Genomic DNA, 21,451 nt, shown 5'->3' with positions numbered 1-21,451 from the left:
GGATTGTGCGGTCGGATCGGCCGGGGGCCGATCGCACCGCACAATCCGGAAGCCGGCGCGATCTCGCGCTGTGGTCGCCTCCAGGGACCGGTGGCTCGGGCTGCCCATCCGGAAGCCGGCGCGATCTCGCGCTGTGGTCGCCTCCAGGGACCGGTGGCTCGGGCTGCCCATTCGGAAGCCGGCGCGATCTCGCGCTGTGGTCGGCTCCAGCGAATCGGCGAGCCCGTGGCGAGAGGTCGCCACGGGCTCGCTCGGTGGTGCTGAAGCGACGGGTCAGGACTGGGCGTAGCAACGCTCGAGCTCGTCGAGCCGGTAGAAGTAGCTGCCGCGGTGCACCGGCGCGCAGCTCGCCTTGAACGCGGTCTGCTTCTCGTTGTAGAGCATGCGCACGAGGTAGGTGTGACCATCGGTGTAGAGGTCCCACTGGATGTTCGCCGCCATCGGCGCCACCTGCGCGCCGCGGAACGGGTTGTTCGCGTAGGTGAACAGCTTGCTCTCGGGCTGCTGCATCGTGCTGCCGGGCAGGCCGAGCAGCGACGCGAGGGGGAAGATCTCCTCGGCGTGGGTGAAGCGCAGTTCGGCGTCGCGCGTGGTGGTGCCGGCGCGCTTGGCGTCGAGCTGGGCGAACATGTCGCCGAGCAGGCCGCCGGCCATCTTGTACGTGATGTCGCTGCCGGCGAACGCGGGACCGTTCTCGTAGAACGAAGTCACGTCGTCGAGGTAGCCGAACCACGAGGCCTCGTCGAGCGTGATGTAGCGGTCGAAGTGCCAGTGGCCCTCGCCCGCGAGGTCCACGGTGACCTGGTCCATCGCGTACAAGGCGTCGGCCGCGGCGACCTCGTCCTTGAACTCGGCGTGCTTCCCGGCCGCGATCTCGTCCACGAACTTCTTCGAAAAGCTGCGCTGCAGCACCGAACGCGCCACGGCGTGCGTGCGCGGCTGGTCCGTCGCGGCCTTCTCGGCGGCGGCCAAGCGCGGGTCGTTGTCGACGTAGTCGTTGTACTCGACGTTCGACTTGTGGAAGTACAACAGGGCGTCGTCGGTGCGGGTGGCCGTGGTCGCCAAGCCCGGCTTCGCCGCCTTCAGGCCGGCGACGAACTCGTTGGCGCTGTCCACCGTGCGCGGCTGGCTCGACGCGACGACGTCGATCTTCGGCGTCGTTCCCTTTGCCGCGTCGGCGAAGAGCGACGGCAGCCGTCGCACCATGCGCTGCGCGGTGGTGCGCATCTCGTCGCGGCCTTCCTGCGTGAGCAGGCCGTAGCCGTCACCGGCGTTGGCGGCGAGCAGCGCCTGCACGTCCGGGCCGAGCTGCTTGCCGACGCCGGTCAGCGCGCCCTCGGACTTCGCGGTGTTCCACAGCGCCAGCAAGGCGTCGCCGTCGTCGCTGTCGGACAGCGTGCGCGCGCCGTGGCGCGAGACGTTCTCGGTGAACACCGGGCGGAACGACGAAGGCAGCCGCTCGTAGGAGTACAGGTTGCCCTGCGGCTCGTAGGCGGTCTTGGTGGTGAACGCGTCCTGGTTCGCGTTCCCCTCGTGCGCCTGCGCCGGCAGGGCGAACAGCCCCGACAGGGCCAATGCGGCCCCGCCGATTCCGGCCACAACACGTCTCATCGAGCTACCCCGCTGTCTGGTCTGGGTGAAAGGACGGCTCAGTAGACACGCCGGTCGTGACGCGGTTCGGGACAGCGGGTATCGCGCCGGTGAATTCCCGGGGTTCCGGTGAGCGGGAAACGCGGTGGTGGGGCGCGCCGTTGCCGTCGGTCCCGGCGGCGACGTTCGGATCGGTGAACGTGTCGGCCGCGGCGATCGCGCCGGCGGCCACGATGCGGCGAATGATGTTCATGGAAGCTCCTCTTCTCGTCGGTCCGAAAACCGTGATCGGCTTCGATCGGACGGGTTTCCGAGCACCCCGACGGCTGGCCACCACGGCCCGGTGATCACTCTCACCGCGTTCGGGACCCGTCCGCGCGGCATCGCGGCTCCGAAGCACCTGCCCACTTAAGGAGGTGCCGCAACCGCGGTGAACCGGCTATTTTGCCGAAATGGTGGGGGATCCGGCGACGGCCGGAGGGGGTCGCCGGCGCCGGTTTCCTGTCGCTGTGGCGGACTGGGCGTTGTGGCGCGTGCGCACCCGCGCGCTGGCGGCGTTCGTGGTGTGCGTGGACGTGGTGGCGCTGGCCGCGACCATCACCATGGCGGTGCTGGTTCCCTTGCCGCTCACGGGTTCCGCGCGGTTCGCCGTGCTCGTCGCGGGGCTGCTGGTGAGCGCGGAACTGAGCCGCTCGGCCGAACGCGGACGCGGGGAAACGTTGCTGGGGCCGGGTTTCGGCACGCCGTGGGTGTTCGCCGGCGCGGTGGTGCTGCCGCCGGTGCCCGCCGTGGTGCTCGCGGTGGTCTCAGGCGCGCACCGGTGGCTGCGCGTGCGGCGGCGCGCGCCGTACCGGCAGGTGTTCGAGGTGGCCGCGACGGCGCTGGCCGTGCTGCTCGCCGACCGGTTCCTCGCCGTGACGGTGCCCGTCCCGCCGAGCTCGCTGGGCGACGTCCGCCTGATGGGACTGCTCGTGGTCGCGGCCGTCGTGTTCACGCTCGTCGACGCGGCGCTCACCGGGGTTGTGCGGGGCTACCGGCAGGGTGTGGCGGGGCTGCTGTTCGACGTCGCGATGGTCGGGTTGGGTATCGCACTCGCCTGGGCCGTGGTGGATTCGCCGCTCGTCGTGCCACTGCTCGCCGCGGCGCTCGTGGTGCTGCACCGCGGCGGCGTCGGCGCCACCTTGCGCGCCGAGCCGACGGCGGACGCGGGCACCGGCGCCCTCACGGCGTCCGCCTGGTGGGACGCCGTCCGTGTGCAGCCGGCCCCGGCGTACTCCGTGCTGGTGCTCGACCTCGACCGGTTCGGCGACGTCAACGCTCGCCACGGCCGCCGCGTCGGCGATGCCGTGCTGCGGGCCATCGCCGACGCGTTGCGCGACGAAGTCCGCTCCGCCGACCTCGTCGGGCGCTCCGGTGGTGGCGAGTTCGCCGTGTTCCTCCCCGGCACCAAGCCGTTCGACGCGCTCGCCATCGCCGAACGCATCCGCTTGCGCGTCGCCTCGACGGCCGTCGCGTTGAAGGCGCCCTACGGCAGCCCGCAGTTCGCGTGGGCGACCGTGTCCGTCGGCGTCGCCTCCCGTCCCGCTGACGGCGCCACGGCGGACGCGGTCTTCGCCGCCGCGGTGAAAGCCGTGCGGCGCGCGAAAGCCGGCGGTCGCAACCGGACCGTGTGTGCCGGTGCTTCGGAAGCGCAGTAGGTCAGTCCGAAGTGGACGGGACGCCGATGTCCTCGAACCACAGCTGCGGCCGAGTCTCGATGAACTCCTCCATCAGCGCCGTGCACGCGGGGTCGTCGAGGACGTCGATGCGCACGCCGTGCTCGGCGAGCCAGTCGTGGCCGCCGGAGAAGGTCTTGGCTTCGCCGATGATCACCCGCGGGATGCCGAACTGGCGCACGAGGCCGCTGCAGTACCAGCACGGCGAGAGCGTGGTGACCATGATCGTGTCGCGGTAGTGGGGGCGGCGCCCGGCGTTGCGGAACGCCGTGGTCTCCGCGTGCAGCGACGGGTCGCCGTCCTGCACCCGGCGGTTGTGGCCGCGGCCGAGGAGTTTGCCGGAGTGGTCGAAGAGGGCCGCGCCGATCGGCACGCCGCCCTCGGCCTTCCCGAGCTCGGCCTCCTCGCGGGCGACGGCGAGCAACGCGTGCGGATCGATCTGCATGGCCCACACTTCACCGGCCCCGCTCGCGGAAGGCAAGTCCACGGACATCGAGGACCGATCCTGTCCGCGAGGTCTGGCAGAGTGGCCCGCATGTACGGAACCTCGGAGCGGCTGCTGCGCCTGTTGTCCCTGCTGCAGGCCCGCCGCGACTGGCCGGGGCCGGACCTGGCCAGTCGGCTCGGCGTCGACGTGCGCACGGTCCGCCGCGACGTCGAGCGCCTGCGCGGCCTCGGTTACCCGGTGCACGCGACGCCGGGGGTCGCGGGTGGCTACCGGCTGGGGGCCGGCGCCGCGCTGCCGCCGCTGCTGCTGGACGACGACGAGGCCGTGGCCGTCGCGGTCGGGCTGCGGACGGCGGCGAACGGCACGGTGTCGGGCATCGAGGAGACGTCGGTGCGGGCGCTGGCCAAGCTCGAACAGGTGCTGCCTGCGCGGCTGCGCCACCGCGTGAGCGCCATGGGCTCGGCGATGCTGCAGCTCGGTGGCGGGGGACCGGTCGTCGACGCCGAGGTGCTCACCGTGATCGCGTCGGCCTGTCGCGACCACGAGCGGGTGCGCTTCACCTACGCCAACCACACCGGCCAGGTCACCGAACGCGACGTCGAGCCCCTGCGCCTGGTCCACACGGGCCGTCGCTGGTACCTCGTCGCCTACGACCTGGGCCGCGACGGCTGGCGCACGTTCCGCGTCGATCGCATCGAAGGTGTGCCGGCGCCCGGGTTCCGCTTCACGCCGCGCGAACCGCCCGCGGAAGATCTCGCCGCATACGTGTCGCAGGCGATCTCTTCGGCGCCGTACGCACACCAGATGTCCCTGCTCGTGTCGGTGCCGGCGGAGGTGCTCGCGGCCCGCGTGCCGCCGACCGCCGGCACCGTCGAGCCCGTGGATGAGCACACGTGCCGGCTGCGCACCGGCGCGACCGACCTCGCCGCGGCGCCGTTCTACCTCGCGCAGTGGGACTACGACTTCGTCGTGGAAGACGCGCCGCCCGGGCTGCTCGACCGGCTGGCGCGCATCGCGGAACGCTTCGCCTCGGCGGCGGCGCGCAGCTGAGCCGGTCGAGGGGTCAGGCTGTTCGCGTGCCGAGCATCCGCAGCACCAGCTCGCTGTACTCCTTGCCAAGCGCGGCCGGCGTCTGGCGCGTGCGCTCGCTGTACCAGCGGGCCACGTCGACACCCAGCGACAGCACCGCGCGCGCCGCCGTGTGCGAATCGGTCACGGAGAACGCACCGGACTCGGCGCCCGCGGCGATCACGTCGCGCACGATGCGCTCGATGCGCCGCCGCAGCTCCGTGACGACCTCGAGCTCCTTCTCCGGCAGTGCGTTGAGCTCGTACTGCACCACCCGCGCCACGGTGTGGCGCCGCGCGTGCCAGGCCACGAAGTCCTCGACCACGAGCCGGATGCGCTCGACCGGGTCCTCGGCCTTCTCCAGGGCGTCCTCCACCAGGGCCAGCGTCTGCTCGTGGCCGCTGCGGCTGATCTCGAACAGCAGTGCCGCCTTCGACGGGAAGTGCACGTACAACGCGGCGGGGCTCATCCCCGCTGCGCTGGCGATGTCCCGCGTGGTCGTGGCGTGGTACCCGCGCTTCGCGAAGGACTCCACCCCGGCCAGCATCAGCCGGCGCGCGGTCTCGGGCTGCACGTCGGGCCACAGCTCGGCCGAGAGCGAAGTCGTCATCCGGCGATCCTCCCAGATCTGCTGCCGCGCCCGGCGGGCGTGAACCGTCCACCCAGTCTAAGCGCTTGCTTTGTGGAGCGGATGCAGCTCGCCGGTCAGAGCCCACCGCGGCCGCGAGCTCCTCGATCGCCGCTGAGAGGGTACGTGAGAGTGGTGCCGGGCGGGTAACCGCCGGCGTGGCCTGCATACGCCGCTTCGACTGCGTAGCCGAAGTTGCGCTCGACCCAGGTCAGTTGGTTTAGCGGAGCCAGAGGTCGGCGACACCGTCTATTCCGGGCTGGCACCGCCCTTCGCGGCGAAGGCTCTGATGACGGCGAGGCTTCTTGGACGTTTGCTGCTGGATTTTCGTTTGGTTCGATAATCCTGCCGTAGACGGCTTGGTTGTAGGGCGCTCGGGCGCCGGTGCCTCTGTCCACGAAACCCATCTCCGTACAGGCGGCGACATCCACGGCGCGACGCGCGTGCTCGGTGGGCTACTTGGCACCGAAGGTTCAGGGCAGTGACCGGCGCCCGGTTCCGCCGCCGGAGTCACGCCCTACCAAGGTTTCGGCTTGATCGGTGTGTGAGATTGCCTGCCGCAACGCGGATCGTGGTTCGATCACGGATCGTGGTGTGTTTAGGTGGGCGTCCCCGCCGATGGAGTGAAGCATGCCCGAACCGGTTGATCTGTTGGACGATGACGCCGTCGACACGGCAGCGGATTCGCCGGTGTTCGTGGACGCGACGGGGCGGCGGCGGAAGATCTTTCGCCGAGTGGCCGTCGGCGGAGGGGTTCTGACGATCGGGTACGTCGCGGTTCTGGTCGCCGCGTTGCTGGGTGCCCCGGTTCCGGCGCCGCTGCTCGTCCCGATCACGCAGCTCGGCCCCGGGCACACCGACGTCACGACCACGCCCGCTGATCCGCCGGAGCAGAGCACCACGACCGACGCCCCACCGGTGCCGGAATCCAGTGCCGACTCCACCTCTGCCCGCGGCGGCGCCGGTCCGGTCGACACCGGCGGGGTGCCCTCGGCCACCACCGGGAAGCCGCCCGCCGAGACGGTTTCAGGTCCTGACCACCGCAATACCCACGCCCCGGACACACCACCGGGTCAGGCTGACCACAGCAAGAAGCCGCGGCCCTGATGGCCACCGGCCGCCACCGGCCCCGGAGAGGCGCTCCGGCCCCACGCGCGCACTGGTTCCTGCTGATCGTGGTGCTGGCCGCCGTCGTCGGCCTGCTCGCGCTGCACGCCGTGGTTCTGGGGGAGTTCCACAGCGACGAGACGGCGCCCCAGACGACCTCGTCAGGCGTGCCCGACGAGGTGCGCACCGGCGGCTCTCTGATCGATGACCGAAACGGCTCGCCGGACGTGCGGCGCCCGCCGGACAAGACGCTGGCCCTGACCTTCGACGACGGACCCGACCCGACCTGGACTCCGGCGGTCCTCGCCGTTCTCGACCGTTATCACGTCAAGGCCACGTTCTTCGTCACCGGCGGGCACGCGGCCGAGTACCCGGGTCTGGTGCGCGACATCGCGGCTCGCGGTCACGACATCGGCAACCACACGGCCACCCACGTCGATCTCCGTTCGGCCGGTGACCTGCGGACGCAGCTCGAGCTGCGCTTCACCGATCTTGCCGTGGCCGGTGCGGCCGGGACGTCCCCGGCGTTGGTCCGTCCGCCGTACTCCGCCACGCCCGCTTCGATCGACAACCCGGCCTGGGCGTCGATCCAGCGGATCGGCGCCGACGGCAAGATCGCCGTGCTCTCCGACACGGACTCCGAAGACTGGCAACGGCCAGGGATCGCCTCGATCGTCGCGAACTCGACCCCGAAGGGCGATCGGGGAACCGTCCTGCTCATGCACGACGCGGGCGGTGATCGTTCGCAGACCGTTGCCGCGCTCGACCGGCTGATCCCGGAGCTGCAGGCCAAGGGGTGGCGGCTGGGTCCGGTGAGCGCCGCGGTCGGTCTCGGCTCGGCCGGGGCTCCCGCCGGTTTCGGCCAGCGAGCGGCCGGCTGGCTGCTGATCGGCGCGGTGCAGGCCAGCGGCGTGGTCGCGAGTGCGCTGACCGTGCTGCTGATCGTCGCCGGTGTGCTCGCCGGGCTGCGCACCTTGGTCACGCTGATCACCACCGCGATGCACGTCCGGCGGCGCCGGTCGAAGAGGCTCGGCGCCGTCACCGCACCGGTGACCGTCATCGTCCCCGCCTACAACGAGCGGGCCGGGATCGAGGCCACGATTCGCTCGGTCCTCGCCTCCGACCACCGCGTCGCGCTGATCGTCGTCGACGACGGGTCGACCGACGGCACCGCCGAACTCGTCGAGAAGTACGTCGGCCGGCGCGTCCGGCTGATCCGCCAGGCGAACGCGGGCAAGGCCGCGGCGCTCAACGCCGGCATCGCCGCGGCGAGCATGGACCTCGTGGTGCTCGTCGACGGAGACACGGTGCTGGAACCCGGCACCGTGCGCACCTTGGTCCAGCACTTCGCCGACCCCGGGATCGGGGCGGTGTCCGGCAACGCGAAGGTCGGCAACCGCCGCGGCCTGCTCGGGCAGTGGCAGCACATCGAGTACGTCATCGGGTTCAACCTCGACCGCCGGCTCTACGACGTGCTGCAGTGCATGCCGACCGTGCCGGGCGCGATCGGGGCCTTCCGCCGGTCCGCGGTGCTGCGGCTCGGCGGCATTCCCGTCGACACGCTGGCCGAGGACACGGATCTGACCATGGCCATGGAACGCGCCGGCTGGCGGGTCGTCTACGAGCAGGAGGCGCGGGCCTGGACCGAGGCGCCGGCGACGCTCGGGCAGCTGTGGAAGCAGCGGTACCGGTGGTGCTACGGGACGCTGCAGGCGGTGTGGAAGCACCGCCGTGCCGTGCTCGAACGCGGTGCTGCCGGCCGCCTGGGCCGGCGTGGCCTGCCGTACCTGCTGCTGTTCCAGGTGCTGCTCCCGGTGCTGGCGCCTCTCGTGGACGCCGCCGCGCTCTTCGCGATCCTCACCAGCGACGGGCTCGCCGTCGGCGTGTACTGGCTGGTTTTCCTGGCGCTGCAAGCGATACCCGCGGGGATCGCCTTCCGGCTCGACGGTGAGCGCCTGCGTTCGCTGCTGCTGCTTCCCCTTCAGCAGTTCGTGTACCGGCAGCTGATGTACCTCGTCGTCGTGCAGTCCGTGGTGACCGCGCTCGCCGGGGCGCAGCTGCCGTGGCAGAAGCTTCAGCGCACCGGCCTCGACGCCGACGCTGCGAACCTGCCCGGCGGCTCGTAGCGGGCACCGCGTCGCGGTGGGTCCGGATCCGTGGGGTTTCGTCCACGGCTCGTCAGCACGAGGCCCCACCCCTGCGCCCGTGATCGTCTCAGTGCGCACGTCGAAGCGGCCATCAGTGAACTCCGGTCCCGGGTGCGGCCTGGTGATCGAGCAAACGCGTCTCGAGGCCGGCTCAGTTGCGGGACAGGTCGTCGGTCGCGTGGCGGCTCTGGTGCGCCGCAGGAACCCGGCGAGCAGCTCGAGTTCGGCCTCGCTGTAGTCCGCGAGGATCTCGCCCATCGTCGTGTTCATCCCGGCGTGGAGCCGGAACAGCTCCCCGTTGCGCCCGCGCACGATCCAGTTGCTGCGCGCTGTCCGCCGACCTGGTGGTGGAGCAGCGACAGCTGGGTGCGCAGCTCGCGCAGCGACTCCTTGACGGCCAACGTCGAACGCCGCCGGCGATGGGCCTGGCGCGGATCATCGGATAATACGTAACTCATATGATATGGTAATCGTATGGTGCGAACTCAGGCTCAAGGATGCCCGTCATGAGACTCACGCTCTTCGCCGCGACCGGGGGTACTGGCGGCCACGTGCTCGACCGAGCCGTGGCCGCCGGTCACGACGTCACCGCCGTCGTCCGCGACCCCGGCGCGCTCCGCGCATCTGTGCGCACCGTCGTCGCGGACCTGAACGACCCCGACCCGGCAGTCCTCGAGGCGGCCGTGGCGGGCGCGGACGCCGTGCTTTCCGGGCTGGGACCGCGCAAGGCGGCCGAGTACGGCATCGTCTCGCGCGGCACGCGCGCCATCGTCACGGCAATGCGGGCGACGCGCGTGCGCCGGCTCGTCGTCGTCAGCGTCGCGGGGGTGCTCGCGCTGCCGACACCCGCACGGCCGCACCCGCCGGGCGACCCCGGCGTGGGGGTCTTTGTGCGGACCGTGCTGAGCCCACTCGCGCGGCTGCGCCTGGGCGGGCACTACGCCGACGTGGCGCGGATGGAGGACGACCTGCGCGCCAGCGGTCTCGACTGGACGTCGGTGCAGCTGCCGGTGCTCACCAATCGGCCGCCCACCGGGCATTACCGGACAGCCTGCGAGCAGAGCGTCCCGCGCGGCTACCGCATCGCGCGGGCCGATGCCGCCCACTTCGTGCTCGCGTGCCTCGGGATGCCCGAGACCGTGGGGCACTCGATCGCAGTCGCGTACTGACCCTGGAGCGTCCCCGATGTCCACCACTTTCCTCGTCGTGACTCTGATCGCCGTGCTGTGCAACGGTTTCTCCGGCATCGCCGCGTTGCTCCACTTCGGACCCATCCTGCCGGGCATGACCCGCGCCGGGGTGCCGGAGTCGTGGCTGACATTCCCGATCGGCATGCTCAAGACCGCCGGCGCGGTCGGGTTGCTGGCAGGGGTCCTGGGCGTCCCGCAAGTGGGCCGGGCGGCCGCGATCGGCCTCGTGCTGTTCTTCGTTTGCGCCCTCTACACCCACACCCGCGCACGTGACTACACCGCGCAGTTCGGGCTTGCCGTCGCCTTCCTGCTGCTCAACGTCGCCGCCCTGGTGCTGGGCCTGCAGGCCACTTGACCCGCGCTCGCCGTGCGGCCGGTCCGACGTCAGGCGACGGCCGGCCTCGCGACGAGCCGGGCCTGCCCGGCCGCGGCAGACACGTCGCTGCACGCGGCCGGAGCGGCCCATCGCCTACGCGGGCTCCTCGTAGCGGATGTCGTACTCGGCGGCGATGGGGTTGATCTTCCGCGGGTCCAGCGCCCCGTCGGTCAGCACCGCCGGGCCGGCTTCGAACAGGTCCTCCAGGTAGCACTCCCAGCCGCCCGGCGACGAGATCTGCAGCACGCGCGGCGGTGGCGACGACACGCGGCGCAGCGCGTGCGGGACCCCGTGCGGCAGCAGGACGAACATGCCTTTCGTCGCGGTGAACACACGGTCGTCGAAGTCGACGCCGAGCTCACCGTCCAGTACGTAGATGCACTCGTCCGCGACGTGGTGTGTGTGCCGCGGGATGTCGCGGGCGAGAACCACCTCCAGCAGCGAGAACCGGCCTTCGGTATCGCTGGTCATGGCTTTCACCGCGAAGGCCGGAGGCAGTGGGACGCGCCCTGGGCGTACCTCGCCGGGCTCGAGCAGAAAAAAACGATCGTCGGGCATGGGTGATACCCTCCATCTACCAAGAATCGGAACCGGACTCCGACTCCGTATTGCTGGAGTGTATCCGTGGAGAGAACGCAGTTGTCAAGTTCGCCACCGCGCAAGCCGCGAGCCGACGCCGCGCGTAACCGCGCCCGGATTCTTGCGGTCGCCCGCACCCTGCTCGCCGAGCACGGCAGCGAGGTGCAACTTCCCGAAGTAGCTCGCGCTGCCGGAGTCGGCGTCGGCACGGTGTATCGCCATTTCCCCACCCAGCGCGACCTCGTCGAGGCCGCGGCCGAACTGCGCTTCGCCGAGATCGAGGAGTTCGCCCGCACCCGGTGCCTGCGAGCCGAACCAGGACACGCGCTGGCCGGCTACCTCCACCACGTCGGCGAGGTGCTGGCCGCCGACCGCGGACTCTCCGAGTCGATCGAGGGCACGCGGCAGTCGGCGAGCAGTGAACCGCGAGGCGAGACCCGCGTCCAGCTCGAAACCGTCGTCGGTGAGCTCATCGAGCGCGACCGTGGGGCCGGCACGCTCCGCGACGACTGCACCGTCGCCGACGTGTACATGATCGTCGGGTCGATCTCGGCGACCATCCGCAGCGAAGCCGGCGACTGGCGGCGCTTGCTCGAGATCGTGCTCGACGGGCTGCGCCCACCGACCGGCGCGCGCTGAGCAAACGCCTCAGCCGGCGGCCAGTTCATCGGCGGCGTCGCACGCGACCGACCACGATCCCGGCACCGTGCAGCTCATCTTGGCCAACGCGACCTACCTCGGCGGGCGGATCGCCGACGCCCACGCCCGATTTCGGTTCTTGCCAAGCCTGTGGCCCGTCGCGGTGGTCAGCTGCTGCTTTCGCGGACTTGGAGGGTCGGGGTGAGGCGGGCGGACTCGGCGGGTTCGCCGTGCATGACGGCGCGCAGGAGCCGCACGGCGGCCTGGCCGATCTCGAACATCGGGGAGCGCACAGAGGACAGCGGGATCGGCAGCTCGGCGGCCAGCGAGGTGTCGTTGAACCCGACGACCGCGCAGTCGCGGCCCACGGTGAGGCCGTGGGAGCGCAGCGCGCCCATCGCGCCGATCGCGGCGAAGTCGTTGACCGCGAACAACGCCGACGGGCGGCGGCCCGAAGCGAGGATCTGCTCGGCGGCTTCCCGGCCGCCCTGGGTGTCGAAGCGGGACAGCACGATGTCGTCGGCGGCGATGTCGCCGCCGAGTTCGCGCCAGCGGTGGACGAAGCCGGCGGTGCGGTCCACGCCGGTGGTCGCGTAGGCCTCGCCGGCGATCACGCAGACGTCCCGGTGTCCCTTGTCCCACAGGTGTTCGGCGACCAGTTCGCCGCCGCGAGTGTCGTCGCAGGTGGCCGAGGGGATCTCCGGGTGGTGGCGGTTCATGAGCACGAACGGCACGGCCCGGCGGCGCAGGTCGGCCAGCACGACGTCGACGTCCAGGTGCCGGTCGCCGATGATCAGCCCGTCGACACGGCGGGCGAGCATCAGCTCGACCTTGCGGCGCTGCTCGTCCACGTCGTCGCGGGAGTTGGTGACGAACGAGGAGTAACCGATGGTCGCGGCTTCGGCTTCGACTCCCTCGTACATCACGGCCAGCACGAGGTCCGACAGCCGTGGCACGACCACGCCGAGCAGCCGCGTGCGGCGCGTGCGCAGGCCGGACGCCTGCGGGTCGGGGGAGTAGCCGAGCTCGGCGGCGAGCTCCCGGATCCGGCGCGCGGTGGCGTCCGACGCCGCGCCGCGTGCCGACTCCGGATCGGAGTGCAGCACACGGGACACGGTCGACGGGTGGATGCCCAGCTGCTGGGCCAGGTCCTTCAAGGTCGGCACGTGCTCGACGGCCGCTCCGTCTCCGGCGGCCGTGCCAGCGCCTTCCTGCGCAGCCTTCGCCCTGGGCAAGCCCCCACCTCTCCGCGGGGTATTGACCCCGATTCGACGCACACCGTACAGTCCGCAGCCATCGTACCCAATCGTTTGGGTACGCCACGGGCACCGTAACCCAAACGATTGGGCTCGGAAACGACCAGGTAACGACGGAGGTAGAGCGTTCGTGACGACCGGCCGGACGAGGGAACGAGGTGAGCACGTCGTGCTGCTCGCGACCGGCGGCACGATCTCCTCCCGCAGCCGTGCGGAGCTGGACGGCGCCGCCGTCGCTTCGGACGGTGCCGACGACCTGCTGCGCAGCACCGGCGGGCCGCACTCGCTGCCGGTGCGCGTGGTCGACGTGCTGCGGGTCGGTTCGTACATGCTCGACGTGGACGACATGCTGCTGGTCTGCGCCCGGATCCGTGAAGCGCTGGCTGACCCCGCGGTGGTCGGCGTCGTGGTCACGCACGGCACCGACACCATGGAGGAGACGGCTTTCCTGGCCGACCTCGTGCACGCCGACCCGCGGCCGGTGGTCTTCACCGGCGCGCAGCGCGCTGCCGACGCGGCCGATCCGGACGGCCCGGCCAACCTGGCCCGCGCCCTGACCCTCGCGGGCGCGGGGGACACCCGCGACCGCGGGGTGCTGGTCTGCTTCGCCGGCGAGGTGTTCCCCGCCCGCGGCGTGCGCAAGTCGGAAACCCTGCTGGCCCACGCGTTCAGCAACCCCGATGACGGCCGCGACGGCTGGGCCGGCGACCGGCCCGAGCCGCTGCCGCTGCCGGAGGGCGGCGCCGGCTGCCGCGTCGACCTGGTGGCGTCCTACCCGGGCGCCGACGCGGCGCACCTGCGCGCGTCGCTGGCCGCCGGCGCGGCCGGGATCGTGCTGCAGGGCACCGGGATCGGCAACGCCAACCCGGTGCTGTGCGAGGCCGTCGCCGAGGCCACCGCGCGCGGGCTGGTGGTGGTCACCAGCACCCGCGTGCAGGCCGGCCCGGTCGTCCCGGTGTACGGCGCCGGCGGCGGCAAGGACCTGCTGGCCGCCGGCGCGATCCCGACTGGGCTGCTACGTCCTTCCCAGTCGCTCGTCCTGCTGTCTTTGCTCCTGCGGCTCGGGTGGTCCCGCGAAGACATCGCGGCGGCCTTCGCGCGGAGGGGAGGCGAACCCTGACTCCGCTGATCGGCCCGCTTCCGTTGTTCCCCACTCCACGAAAGGCTTGTTCATGACGAAGGACATCCAGGTCGCGTTCGGCATCGACGTCGATGCCGTGGCCGGCCAGCTCGGCTCCTACGGCGGTGAAGACTCGCCGTGCGACATCTCCCGCGGGATGTTCAGCGGCGAGGTCGGCGGCCCGCGGTTGCTGCGCCTGTTCGAGCGGTACGGGCTGACCACGACGTGGTTCGTGCCCGGCCACTCCATCGAGACCTTCCCCGACCTGACCCGCGCCATCGTCGACGCCGGGCACGAGATCGGTGCGCACGGCTACTCGCACGAGAACCCGATCGCGATGACCCGCGAGCAGGAGACGGCGATCCTGGACCGCTCGATCGACCTGATCGAGAAGGTCGCCGGCCGCCGGCCCACCGGCTACGTGGCGCCGTGGTGGGAGTTTTCCCCCGTCACCAACGAGATCCTGCTCGAACGCGGCATCAAGTACGACCACTCGCTGATGCACCGCGACTTCGAGCCGTACTACGTCCGGGTCGGCGACAGCTGGACCAAGATCGACTACGCCCAGCCGGCCGAGACCTGGATGAAGCCCCTGGTCCGCGGCGAGGAGACGGACCTGGTCGAGATCCCGGCGAACTGGTACCTCGACGACCTGCCGCCGATGATGTTCGTCAAGGCGTCGGCCAACTCGCACGGCTTCGTCAGCCCGCGCGAGCTCGGCCAGACCTGGCAGGACCAGTTCGACTGGGTCTACCGCGAGATGGACCAGGCCACCTTCACCATGACCATCCACCCGGACGTGTCCGGGCGGCCGCAGGTGCTGCTCATGCTGGAGCGGCTCATCGACCACATCAACTCCCACGATGGCGTCAGCTGGCTGACCTTCGACCAGATCGCCGACTCCTTCCTCGCCCGCAACCCTCGTAAGGGAGCCGGATCGTGAGCGTCGAACCCCTGGACCTGACGGCGCCCGCCGTCGACGAGAAGCGCAGATTCCCCGCCTTCTCCCGGAAATCCACCCGCACCGCCACCGTCCTGGCGCTGATCGCCTGGACCATCGCGGTGTTCGACTACGGCCTGTTCGGCACGCTGCTGCCCGCGATGCAGGAGTCGTTCGGCTGGACCGCGTCCGAGGCCTACCAGATCAACACGTGGATCGCCGTGGGCACCGCGATCGTGTGCTTCGGGATCGGCCCGATCATCGACCGGCTCGGCCGCCGCCGCGGCATGATGACCACCATCGGCGGCACCGCGATCATCTCCACCCTGACCGCGCTGATCCCGGCCGCGCTCGGCGCGGTCAGCGGCGTGATCCTCACCGTCATCCGCTCGTTCGGCGGGCTCGGGTTCTCCGAGCAGGCGGTGAACGCGACCTACATGAACGAGGTCTACCAGGTCACCGAGGACGAGAAACGCCGCAAGCGCCCCGGTTTCTACTACTCGTTCATCCAGGGTGGCTGGCCGCTGGGCTTCCTGCTCTCCAGCGCGCTCGCGTTCGTCTTCCTGGACTCGCTGGGCTGGCGCGCGCTGTACGTGATGGCCGCGGTCCCGGCGGCGATCGTGGTGTGGGTGATCTGGCGCAAGCTGCGCGAGACGCCGCAGTTCGAGCTGCACCAGAAGCTGACCGAACTGGAGAAGGGCGGGCGCGTGACCGACGCGCACGCGCTGGCCGCGTCCTACGGCGTCGAGCATTCCTCGGCCTCGCCGCTCAAACGGCTGTGGGAACCGGCGTTCCGGCGCAACACGATCGTGCTGTCGCTGGCGTGGATCCTGAACTTCTTCGGCATCGCGATCTTCAGCGTGCTGGGCAGCTCGGTGTTGAAGAACGCCAAGGACGTTTCGCTGTCCAGCGCGTTCTGGATGCTGATCGTGATCAACGCGATCGGCTACTTCGGATACGTGTTCCACGGCTGGCTCGGCGACCGGATCGGCCGCAAGCGCACCATCATCATCGGCTGGATCATCTCCGGCCTGTGCTTCGCGCTGATGCTCAGCCCGGCCGCGAGCACCTCGTTCGTGATCATCCTGACCTACGGCGCCGGGTTGTTCTTCCTGGTCGGCCCGTACGCGGCCATCCAGTACTTCATGGCCGAGTGCTACCCGGTCAGCTGCCGCGCCACCGGCACGTCGTTCATCGGCGCGATGAGCCAGCCCGGCACGATCATCGGCGGCGCCCTGTTCACCGCGGTCGCGGCGGGTTCGGGCACCGGGGCGGCGGCCCTGTGGGTCGGCGCGCTCGGCACCGTGGTCTCCGGTGTGCTGATGATCGCCGCCAAACCGCCCGTCGCCGCCCTGCGAGAGGACCACGCGGATGTCTGAGCCGAAAGCGGCGATCGTCACCGGCGCCGCCAGCGGCATCGGCCGTGCCCTGGCCGTGCACTACGCGCACCGCGGTGTGCACACGGTGATCGGCACGTTCCCCGGCGACCCGCACGACCCGGCCGAGACGCTCCGGCAGGTCGAGGCGGCGGGTGGGAAGGCCGTGGTGCACGAGGTCGACGTGCGCAGCACCGAGCAGGTGGAGGCGTTCGCGCAGCGCGCGGTGGACGAGTTCGGCCGGCTGGACTACGCGGTCGCCAACGCCGGCGTCCTGCGCAACTCCGCACTGGCCGACCTGTCGGACGAGCGTTGGCACGACATGCTCGACGTCGACCTGACCGGCGTGCTTCGCACCCTGCGGGCCGGCTCGACCCGGATGGGCGAGGGCGGCGCGATGGTGGCGGTGTCCTCCATCGCCGGCGGTGTCTACGGCTGGGAGGACCACGCCCACTACGCCGCGGCCAAGGCCGGCGTGCTGGGCCTGGTGCGCAGCGTCGCGGTCGAACTCGGGCCGCGGCAGATCCGGGCCAACGCGGTGATCCCCGGCCTGATCGAGACGCCGCAGTCGCTCGACCCCGTCAACTCGCTCGGCCCGGACGGGCTCGCGCGCGCCGGCGGCGACATTCCGTGGGGCCGCGTCGGCCGGCCGGAGGAGGTGGCCGACGTGATCGGCTTCCTCACCTCGCCGGCCGCCGGCTACGTGACCGGTCAGGCCATCGTCGTCGACGGCGGCCTGACCGTCCGGATGCGCGCGTGACCGCCCGGACCGTCGTGGTCACCGGCGGCGCCAGCGGCATCGGCCAGGCCATCGCGACGGCGTTCCGGGCCAACGGCGACCGCGTCGCCGTGCTCGACCGGACCGCGGGCGCCGACGTGATCGCCGTGGACGTGTCCGATGAGGACAGTGTGCGTTCGGCGTTCTCCGCGGTGCGCACCGAGTTCGGGGTGGTCGACGTCCTGGTGAACTCGGCCGGTCTGCTCACCGAGTCGCCGGTCGAGGACATGGACCTGGCGGTGTGGAACGAGACCATCGCGGTCGACCTGACCGGGGTGTTCCTGTGTTGCCGGGAGGTGCTCAAGCCGATGCGGGCACAGCGATGGGGCCGGATCATCAACATCTCCTCGCAGCTGGGCATCAAGGGCGGCACCGGCCTCGGCCACTACAGCGCGGCCAAGGCCGGGGTCATCGGGTTCACCAAAGCGGTGGCGCTGGAGGTGGCGGCGGACAACGTACTGGTCAACGCCATCGCCCCCGGCCCCATCGAAACCCCGTTGGTGGACGGCATTTCCGAGGCCTGGAAGGTGGCGAAGCGGGCCGAGCTGCCGCTGGGCCGGTTCGGCACCCCGGAGGAGGTCGCCCCGGCGGCGCTGCTGCTGGCCGACGATCCGGGCGGAAACCTGTTCGTGGGGCAGACGCTGGGGCCGAACTCCGGCGACGTGATGCCCTGAAATCACCTGCGGAAAGGGGTTCGAGGTGTGCGGAGCCTGCGGCCGGACGGTCGTCGCCGATCCGGTGTTCCCGGACGGCCGCAGTACCCGCGGCAACCTGATCGCCGGCCAGGTCCTCGACGCGCTGTGCGCCGCCGCGGGCAACCGGATCCGGGTCACGGGCCGCCCCGAGGGTTTCACCGTCGCCCTCCCCGGGCGGCGGCCGGTGCCGTGCGCGACCGTGGCCGAAGTCTGGTCGGCTGTGTTCGCCGCGGCGCCGGCCACCGCCATCACCCCGACCGCCGAGCTCGAAGCGCGGTACCGCACCGAGATCCGGTTGCTGCGCGCCATCATCACGGCCTCCGGTACCGCACCACTGCCGTGATCGGTGATTCAACTCCTCGCTGCTGAGCGCACCCGCGGGCCAGGTCACGCACGTGGCTCCGTTGACGCTGCCTGGCGTGCTGCACACGCGCCGCACCGCGAAAAACGTGATGCGTCGGCGGGCGCGCCCCTGATCGCGCGACTCACGATTCTGCACCTACAAGGCTCTTCACAGTCGAGGGTGTAGGTGCTGCTTGAAGCCGCCGGTCTCGAGCAAGCTCCTGGCGATGTAGTGGGTGAGGTTGCCGAACCCGAGCGCGGAGCCGCGCAGGTGCTCAAGCCGGCCGTTGATCGCCTCCGTCGGGCCGTTGCTCGTTCCTGGCCGGTCGAAGTAGGCCAGCACATCGGTGGCGCGCCTCTTCAGGGTCCGGCTGAGGGTGACGATCTGGGTGAGCGCCTGCGGCACGCCGCTGGTGATCGACTCGATGAGCTTGACCATCAGTTCGCGGCCCTTGGCGCGGTCAGGCTCGCGGTAGGCGGCGATCATGCGCTGGTAGATGCCCCGGGTGGTCTCGACCTCGATGTGGGCGTCGTCGGCGAACAGCGCGGCAAGTCGGTTCTTCTGCTTGTCGGTGAGCCGCCAGGCGGATCACAGGAAAGGGGTCCATCACCGCGACCGCGTCGGGAAGCTCCTCGGTAGTGGCGGTCTTGAAGTGTCACGCGGGACGCCTTCACCGCCGCAGCGACGGCACCACTGATCGGACTTGACGACCCGGCACGTGATCACCGCACGGTCTAACTCGAGACGCTGTCCTATGGCTTGGAGACCGAGCTCGTCGAGTCGGCAGAACGTGGTCAGGTCAGGGCACGCGAAACCCGCCGCCGTATGGCGGGCGGTCACATCTCCTCAGTGATGAGCGGCCTCGTTTGGCGCTCGCCAGGTGCCACGGTGCGCGCAGGGGCGCTGTCGCGCGATGTCGCAGCCCGGAGCAGGAGCAGCGGCGTGGCAAGCAGCACAAGGCCGGCCAACCCGATCGCGATCCTCGTCGACGTCAGCGCTGCCAGGACGCCCCAGGCGAGCGTGAGCAAGGCCGTAGCGAGGCTGGTGCTGATCTGCCACGCCGACAGCGTCCGTGAGAGTCGCTCGTGCTCGATGTGCTTGAGGCGGAAGGTCGCGACCACCGGGTTGAACAGGCTCATCGGCATGATGACACCGAACTCGATGACCATGACCAGCAGCAGTCCGGCGATGCCGGTGGGAATGAACGCCAGCCCGATCGGCCAGAGGACCGCGCCGATGGCCGCGAGCCACATGACCTTGTGCTCGCCGTACTTGGCGACTGTCGGACCGGCAAGGCGCGAGCCGACGAATCCGCCGATGCACGGTACGGCGAAGGCGAGTCCGTACTGCCATGGAGCGAAGTGGAGGTCACGCAGCATGAGCACCGCGACCAGCGGTTCCTGCGCCATGATGAGGCCGCCTACGGCGAGGCGGTTCAGGAATACCGGACGCAGCTGCGGGTGGCTGAGCAGGTACCGCCAACTGTCCGGCAGATCCCGCAGGGTGACCTTGTTCGCCGCATCCTTCATGGGAGTCGGCTCGCGGCCGCCGATGGCGGTGATGCCGAGCGCTGAGAGCAGGTAGCTCAGGCCGTCGGCGACAACGGTGGTGGTGTAGCCGAACAGCCCGATCGCGGCGCCGCCCAGCGGCGGGCCGATCGCGATCGAACTCCACCAGGTGGATTCGAAGCGGCTGCTGGCCGCCAGGAGGTCGTCGCGGGCCACGACCGACTTCAGGTATGCGCCGCTGGCGGTGGCGAACCCGATCTTGGCACCGGCAACCACGATTGCGACGAGCAACAGCTGCACGTAGGTCAGCCGGCCGAGCCAGTAGGCCAGCGGAATGGTGGCCATCGCGGCGAAGCGCAGCAGGTCCATGGTGATCATGACGGGCCGCTTGCGTCGGGTTTCGATCCAGGGCCCGGTCGGGACAGCGACGAGGGCACCGACGATGAGGCTTGCCGACGAGAGCGCGGAAACGCTGGCGGGGCTGGAGTGCAGGACGCTGATGGCGATCAGGCCGAAGGCGCCGAACCCGAGACCGGAGCCGTAGGCGCTGACCGCGTTCGCGGCCCACAGCCATCCGAACTGCCGCCCGAGTTTCCTGCGTGCCACGTCGTTCCTCCATCTGGTGTGTCCACAACCGTCGGTTCTGCTTGGGTTATGCAATCCCGAGTGGCAACGTGGGAGGTAACAACCGATCTGGCGGCGCGCCACAACTCCCCGTTGTGCCGCTACGGTGAGTGTGTGGATCTCGACGCGGTGCGGACCTTCCTCAAGGTCTCTTCGGAAGGACAGTTCCAGAGCGCGGCCGACGAGCTGGGCGTCACCCAGCAGGCCGTCTCGAAGCGCATCGGTGCCCTCGAGCGTGAGCTCGGTGTGGTTCTCTTCGCCCGCGGACCCCGCGGCGCCACGCTGACGGTCGACGGCCAGGCGTTCCTGCCGCACGCCCGCGAGCTGCTCCAGGCTGAGGACCGCGCCATCGCCTCGGTGATGCCCGGACGCCGAGCGCTCCGAGTCGACGTACGGAACCGGCGAACCGCGCCGGCCACCCTCCTGCACGCCTTCTACCAGCAACGCCGCGCGCTCGACCTGAACGTCGTCGCATTGGCCGACCTCAACCTCGAGGCGGCGCTCGCGGCGGTCGCGAGCGGCACCGTCGACGCCACCTTCCGCGGCCTGACCGACCCAAGGAGGCAACTCTCAGGCACGGGACTCTCCAGCGCCCTGGTCATCGAGGACCGCCACGAGCTGCTGGTCGGCCCGAAGCACCCGCTTGCAGATGCTCCGTCTGTGACCCCACGCCAGCTCGCCGATCACCCGATCTGGATGCCGGGGCTGCCCAGCGGGGACGAGGTCGCGGCCTACTACGCCGAGCTCGGCGCCACTTTCGGGATCACCATCGACGTCCTGGGCCCTGCGTTCGGGGCCGAGGTGCTGATGACCGAGATCGCCGAGTCGGCGACGCTCGCGAACCTCGTCGGCGAAGGCTCCCGCTATCTCTGGCCCGCGCACTACGACCTTCGACGCATCCCGATCTTCGACCCCACACCGGTCTTCCCGCTTTGGGTCATCTGGCGTACCGACAACCGGCAGCCCGATCTGGCCGAGCTGCTCGCGTTCCTCGAAGCCGACTTCGCCGGCCGACAAGACAGCGACAGCTGGCGCCCGTCCTGGGCGCGCCACGGCCACTAGTCAGCGCTGCTGCAACTTTGGTGAGCAGCTGCGACACCGTCGCCGTGTCAAAGTTCCCAGTCCACCCTCATCTGTGATGAGCCACTCACAACGGTCCTCGGTGTCGTGGTGTCGGCAGCCCGGCGCGGCCGGTGGCATCGCGGCGGCAATCTCGGCATGTTTTCGGCTCGGATCTCACCGATGGATCCCGAAAACATGCGGGAACGACGGTTCGACTCAGTGCACGAATGGACGGTTCGACATCACCGTGCGCACAGCTCGT

Annotated in this window: 21 protein-coding genes and 1 pseudogene; 14 read left to right on the top strand and 8 right to left on the bottom strand. The window is 70.6% G+C overall.

Translation table 11 applies throughout. The features are described 5' to 3' along the window. Nucleotides 1-273 precede the first annotated feature (273 nt). Together ABZU76_RS50625 and ABZU76_RS50620 are read right to left on the bottom strand one after the other, a co-directional pair. On the bottom strand, nucleotides 274-1,611 hold the full coding sequence (locus ABZU76_RS50625; protein WP_354885390.1) for a histidine-type phosphatase: 1,338 nt from the start codon (nucleotides 1,609-1,611) through the stop codon (nucleotides 274-276). A 4-nt stretch (nucleotides 1,612-1,615) separates the two neighbouring features. Then, complete coding sequence (locus ABZU76_RS50620; RefSeq protein WP_354885387.1) at nucleotides 1,616-1,843, bottom strand: hypothetical protein; 228 nt, start codon at nucleotides 1,841-1,843, stop codon at nucleotides 1,616-1,618. Nucleotides 1,844-2,099: 256 nt separating this feature from the next. On the opposite strand from ABZU76_RS50620, the gene ABZU76_RS50615 reads away from it, so the two are divergent. Beyond that, nucleotides 2,100-3,287 carry a diguanylate cyclase gene (locus ABZU76_RS50615; RefSeq protein ID WP_354885384.1) on the top strand — a complete coding sequence of 396 codons (1,188 nt, stop codon included), beginning with the start codon at nucleotides 2,100-2,102 and terminating at the stop codon, nucleotides 3,285-3,287. Nucleotide 3,288: 1 nt separating this feature from the next. Here ABZU76_RS50615 and ABZU76_RS50610 read toward each other — a convergent pair whose 3' ends face one another. Next, nucleotides 3,289-3,750, bottom strand: coding sequence for a nucleoside deaminase (locus ABZU76_RS50610; RefSeq protein ID WP_220238773.1), 462 nt, complete (start codon nucleotides 3,748-3,750; stop codon nucleotides 3,289-3,291). Between the two features lie 90 nt (nucleotides 3,751-3,840). Here ABZU76_RS50610 and ABZU76_RS50605 point away from each other — a divergent pair, with 90 nt between their 5' ends. Further along, on the top strand, nucleotides 3,841-4,803 hold the full coding sequence (locus ABZU76_RS50605; protein WP_354885381.1) for a YafY family protein: 963 nt from the start codon (nucleotides 3,841-3,843) through the stop codon (nucleotides 4,801-4,803). 13 nt (nucleotides 4,804-4,816) lie between these two features. Here ABZU76_RS50605 and ABZU76_RS50600 read toward each other — a convergent pair whose 3' ends face one another. Continuing rightward, nucleotides 4,817-5,431, bottom strand: coding sequence for a TetR/AcrR family transcriptional regulator (locus tag ABZU76_RS50600; RefSeq protein WP_354885378.1), 615 nt, complete (start codon nucleotides 5,429-5,431; stop codon nucleotides 4,817-4,819). Between the two features lie 648 nt (nucleotides 5,432-6,079). Here ABZU76_RS50600 and ABZU76_RS50595 point away from each other — a divergent pair. The 4 genes from ABZU76_RS50595 to ABZU76_RS50580 all read left to right on the top strand — a co-directional run bounded on the left by ABZU76_RS50595 (nucleotide 6,080) and on the right by ABZU76_RS50580 (nucleotide 10,248). Then, nucleotides 6,080-6,556, top strand: coding sequence for a hypothetical protein (locus ABZU76_RS50595; RefSeq protein ID WP_354885375.1), 477 nt, complete (start codon nucleotides 6,080-6,082; stop codon nucleotides 6,554-6,556). Continuing rightward, nucleotides 6,556-8,682 carry a bifunctional polysaccharide deacetylase/glycosyltransferase family 2 protein gene (locus ABZU76_RS50590; protein ID WP_354885372.1) on the top strand — a complete coding sequence of 709 codons (2,127 nt, stop codon included), beginning with the start codon at nucleotides 6,556-6,558 and terminating at the stop codon, nucleotides 8,680-8,682. Before ABZU76_RS50595 ends, ABZU76_RS50590 begins: the two co-directional genes overlap by 1 nt. A gap of 527 nt (nucleotides 8,683-9,209) precedes the next feature. After that, a complete protein-coding gene (locus ABZU76_RS50585) occupies nucleotides 9,210-9,872 on the top strand; it encodes an NAD(P)H-binding protein (protein ID WP_354885369.1) in 663 nt (220 codons plus the stop codon). Between the two features lie 16 nt (nucleotides 9,873-9,888). Beyond that, nucleotides 9,889-10,248 (top strand): DoxX family protein, encoded by a 360-nt coding sequence (locus ABZU76_RS50580; protein WP_354885366.1) that lies wholly within the window; start codon nucleotides 9,889-9,891, stop codon nucleotides 10,246-10,248. Nucleotides 10,249-10,362: 114 nt separating this feature from the next. Here ABZU76_RS50580 and ABZU76_RS50575 read toward each other — a convergent pair whose 3' ends face one another. Beyond that, nucleotides 10,363-10,740, bottom strand: a complete 378-nt coding sequence (locus ABZU76_RS50575; RefSeq protein WP_354885363.1) for a cupin domain-containing protein — start codon at nucleotides 10,738-10,740, stop codon at nucleotides 10,363-10,365. A gap of 153 nt (nucleotides 10,741-10,893) precedes the next feature. Between ABZU76_RS50575 and ABZU76_RS50570 the strand changes: the two genes are divergently transcribed. Further along, nucleotides 10,894-11,487 carry a helix-turn-helix domain-containing protein gene (locus ABZU76_RS50570; RefSeq protein WP_354885360.1) on the top strand — a complete coding sequence of 198 codons (594 nt, stop codon included), beginning with the start codon at nucleotides 10,894-10,896 and terminating at the stop codon, nucleotides 11,485-11,487. Nucleotides 11,488-11,654: 167 nt separating this feature from the next. On the opposite strand, the gene ABZU76_RS50565 is transcribed toward ABZU76_RS50570, so the two are convergent. After that, nucleotides 11,655-12,722 carry a LacI family DNA-binding transcriptional regulator gene (locus ABZU76_RS50565; protein WP_354885357.1) on the bottom strand — a complete coding sequence of 356 codons (1,068 nt, stop codon included), beginning with the start codon at nucleotides 12,720-12,722 and terminating at the stop codon, nucleotides 11,655-11,657. A 151-nt stretch (nucleotides 12,723-12,873) separates the two neighbouring features. Here ABZU76_RS50565 and ABZU76_RS50560 point away from each other — a divergent pair, with 151 nt between their 5' ends. From ABZU76_RS50560 to ABZU76_RS50535, 6 genes are read left to right on the top strand one after another with little or no spacing between them, the layout of a single operon-like run. Next, on the top strand, nucleotides 12,874-13,863 hold the full coding sequence (locus ABZU76_RS50560) for an asparaginase (protein WP_354885354.1): 990 nt from the start codon (nucleotides 12,874-12,876) through the stop codon (nucleotides 13,861-13,863). A 52-nt stretch (nucleotides 13,864-13,915) separates the two neighbouring features. Next, nucleotides 13,916-14,806, top strand: coding sequence for a polysaccharide deacetylase (locus tag ABZU76_RS50555; RefSeq protein WP_220238782.1), 891 nt, complete (start codon nucleotides 13,916-13,918; stop codon nucleotides 14,804-14,806). Continuing rightward, nucleotides 14,803-16,182: an MFS transporter gene (locus ABZU76_RS50550; protein WP_354885351.1), complete on the top strand. Its 1,380-nt coding sequence runs from the start codon at nucleotides 14,803-14,805 to the stop codon at nucleotides 16,180-16,182. The genes ABZU76_RS50555 and ABZU76_RS50550 overlap by 4 nt, the downstream gene beginning before the upstream one ends. Further along, on the top strand, nucleotides 16,175-16,939 hold the full coding sequence (locus ABZU76_RS50545) for an SDR family oxidoreductase (RefSeq protein ID WP_220238784.1): 765 nt from the start codon (nucleotides 16,175-16,177) through the stop codon (nucleotides 16,937-16,939). The genes ABZU76_RS50550 and ABZU76_RS50545 overlap by 8 nt, the downstream gene beginning before the upstream one ends. Continuing rightward, a complete protein-coding gene (locus tag ABZU76_RS50540; protein WP_354885348.1) occupies nucleotides 16,936-17,631 on the top strand; it encodes an SDR family oxidoreductase in 696 nt (231 codons plus the stop codon). The genes ABZU76_RS50545 and ABZU76_RS50540 overlap by 4 nt, the downstream gene beginning before the upstream one ends. 25 nt (nucleotides 17,632-17,656) lie before the next feature. Further along, on the top strand, nucleotides 17,657-17,995 hold the full coding sequence (locus ABZU76_RS50535) for a hypothetical protein (RefSeq protein WP_354885345.1): 339 nt from the start codon (nucleotides 17,657-17,659) through the stop codon (nucleotides 17,993-17,995). Nucleotides 17,996-18,163: 168 nt separating this feature from the next. Here the strand turns inward: ABZU76_RS50535 and ABZU76_RS50530 are convergent. Both ABZU76_RS50530 and ABZU76_RS50525 read right to left on the bottom strand, forming a co-directional pair. Continuing rightward, a pseudogene (locus tag ABZU76_RS50530) lies at nucleotides 18,164-18,835 on the bottom strand (transposase). After that, on the bottom strand, nucleotides 18,832-20,109 hold the full coding sequence (locus ABZU76_RS50525; RefSeq protein WP_354885393.1) for an MFS transporter: 1,278 nt from the start codon (nucleotides 20,107-20,109) through the stop codon (nucleotides 18,832-18,834). The pseudogene ABZU76_RS50530 and the gene ABZU76_RS50525 overlap by 4 nt, the downstream one beginning before the upstream one ends. A 132-nt stretch (nucleotides 20,110-20,241) precedes the next feature. Here ABZU76_RS50525 and ABZU76_RS50520 point away from each other — a divergent pair, with 132 nt between their 5' ends. After that, complete coding sequence (locus ABZU76_RS50520; protein WP_354885342.1) at nucleotides 20,242-21,189, top strand: LysR family transcriptional regulator; 948 nt, start codon at nucleotides 20,242-20,244, stop codon at nucleotides 21,187-21,189. The last annotated feature ends 262 nt before the right edge of the window (nucleotides 21,190-21,451 follow it).

It is taken from the genome of Amycolatopsis sp. NPDC005232 (genome assembly GCF_040607795.1).
Classification (GTDB): domain Bacteria; phylum Actinomycetota; class Actinomycetes; order Mycobacteriales; family Pseudonocardiaceae; genus Amycolatopsis.
The sequence above is the reverse complement of the archived record's forward strand: the minus strand, read 5'-3'. Positions and strand labels throughout refer to the sequence as shown.

Excerpts from the sequence above, each read along its gene's own strand:
- ABZU76_RS50610 (WP_220238773.1), bottom strand. The coding sequence starts at position 3,750 with ATGCAGATCGATCCGCACGCGTTGCTCGCCGTCGCCCGCGAGGAGGCC.
- ABZU76_RS50555 (WP_220238782.1), top strand. The coding sequence starts at position 13,916 with ATGACGAAGGACATCCAGGTCGCGTTCGGCATCGACGTCGATGCCGTG.
- ABZU76_RS50605 (WP_354885381.1), top strand. The coding sequence starts at position 3,841 with ATGTACGGAACCTCGGAGCGGCTGCTGCGCCTGTTGTCCCTGCTGCAG.
- ABZU76_RS50580 (WP_354885366.1), top strand. The coding sequence starts at position 9,889 with ATGTCCACCACTTTCCTCGTCGTGACTCTGATCGCCGTGCTGTGCAAC.
- ABZU76_RS50585 (WP_354885369.1), top strand. The coding sequence starts at position 9,210 with ATGAGACTCACGCTCTTCGCCGCGACCGGGGGTACTGGCGGCCACGTG.
- ABZU76_RS50590 (WP_354885372.1), top strand. The coding sequence starts at position 6,556 with ATGGCCACCGGCCGCCACCGGCCCCGGAGAGGCGCTCCGGCCCCACGC.
- ABZU76_RS50575 (WP_354885363.1), bottom strand. The coding sequence starts at position 10,740 with ATGACCAGCGATACCGAAGGCCGGTTCTCGCTGCTGGAGGTGGTTCTC.
- ABZU76_RS50625 (WP_354885390.1), bottom strand. The coding sequence starts at position 1,611 with ATGAGACGTGTTGTGGCCGGAATCGGCGGGGCCGCATTGGCCCTGTCG.
- ABZU76_RS50545 (WP_220238784.1), top strand. The coding sequence starts at position 16,175 with ATGTCTGAGCCGAAAGCGGCGATCGTCACCGGCGCCGCCAGCGGCATC.
- ABZU76_RS50620 (WP_354885387.1), bottom strand. The coding sequence starts at position 1,843 with ATGAACATCATTCGCCGCATCGTGGCCGCCGGCGCGATCGCCGCGGCC.
- ABZU76_RS50600 (WP_354885378.1), bottom strand. The coding sequence starts at position 5,431 with ATGACGACTTCGCTCTCGGCCGAGCTGTGGCCCGACGTGCAGCCCGAG.
- ABZU76_RS50595 (WP_354885375.1), top strand. The coding sequence starts at position 6,080 with ATGCCCGAACCGGTTGATCTGTTGGACGATGACGCCGTCGACACGGCA.